This window comes from Pseudomonas sp. SIMBA_041, assembly GCF_046535095.1.
Classification (GTDB): domain Bacteria; phylum Pseudomonadota; class Gammaproteobacteria; order Pseudomonadales; family Pseudomonadaceae; genus Aquipseudomonas; species Aquipseudomonas mucoides.
Window position 1 is genome coordinate 1 of sequence record NZ_JAWRXJ010000404.1, and the last position, 266, is coordinate 266.

The 266-nt window shown below is 42.9% G+C and carries 1 protein-coding gene; it reads right to left on the bottom strand.

All coding sequences use genetic code 11. From position 1 onward, the window contains the following. Positions 1–266: hypothetical protein (locus SB725_RS31675; RefSeq protein WP_410923395.1), on the bottom strand; the 266-nt coding region annotated here is incomplete at both ends.

Genomic DNA, 266 nt, shown 5'->3' on the forward strand with positions numbered 1-266 from the left:
CTTGAGGTACTGCTGCGATTATTGTTTGCTCGATTTTATCTACGGTAGACATAATTTTAGGGATGTCGCGCAGGAATCTCTCTTTAAGCTGTATGTCACTTGTGTATTCACCATGCATGTTTTTAAATAGTGCTACGCGTTTTTCTCTGTCTGGGTCAGGGTCAGGAAAACTGCTGTAATCACCGGCGAAAAAACGCCGACTGCTCTCAAGGCATTCCTCTAGTATTAAGTTTATCAAAGCCGGCTTAGTAAGTTTTAGATGGGGG